Origin of the sequence: Cognatundibacterium rugosum (assembly GCF_014284365.1) — a bacterium.
In the GTDB taxonomy this organism is placed as follows: Bacteria; Pseudomonadota; Gammaproteobacteria; order Burkholderiales; family Burkholderiaceae_D; genus Undibacterium; species Undibacterium rugosum.
On sequence record NZ_JACOGG010000082.1, the window covers coordinates 1 to 244 of the forward strand.

The 244-nt window shown below is 53.7% G+C and carries 1 protein-coding gene; it reads left to right on the forward strand.

From position 1 onward, the window contains the following. Positions 1–244, forward strand: a 244-nt coding sequence (locus H8K47_RS18885) for an IS3 family transposase (RefSeq protein ID WP_186882743.1), incomplete at both ends; no start/stop codon positions are given.

Genomic DNA, 244 nt, shown 5'->3' on the forward strand with positions numbered 1-244 from the left:
CACATACGCACGATTTACGCGCGCCATCAAGGACGTTACGGATATCGGCGCATCACGGCCAGCATTCAGCAATCCGGGGTGGCGGTGAACCATAAAACCGTGCAGCGCCTGATGACAGAGTTAGGCTTGAAGTCCCTGGTAAGGATCAAGAAATACCGCTCCTACAAAGGGCATGTTGGCCGGATTGCCCCCAATTTACTGCAGCGGCAGTTTGCCGCACAAAAGGCGAATCAAAAATGGGTGA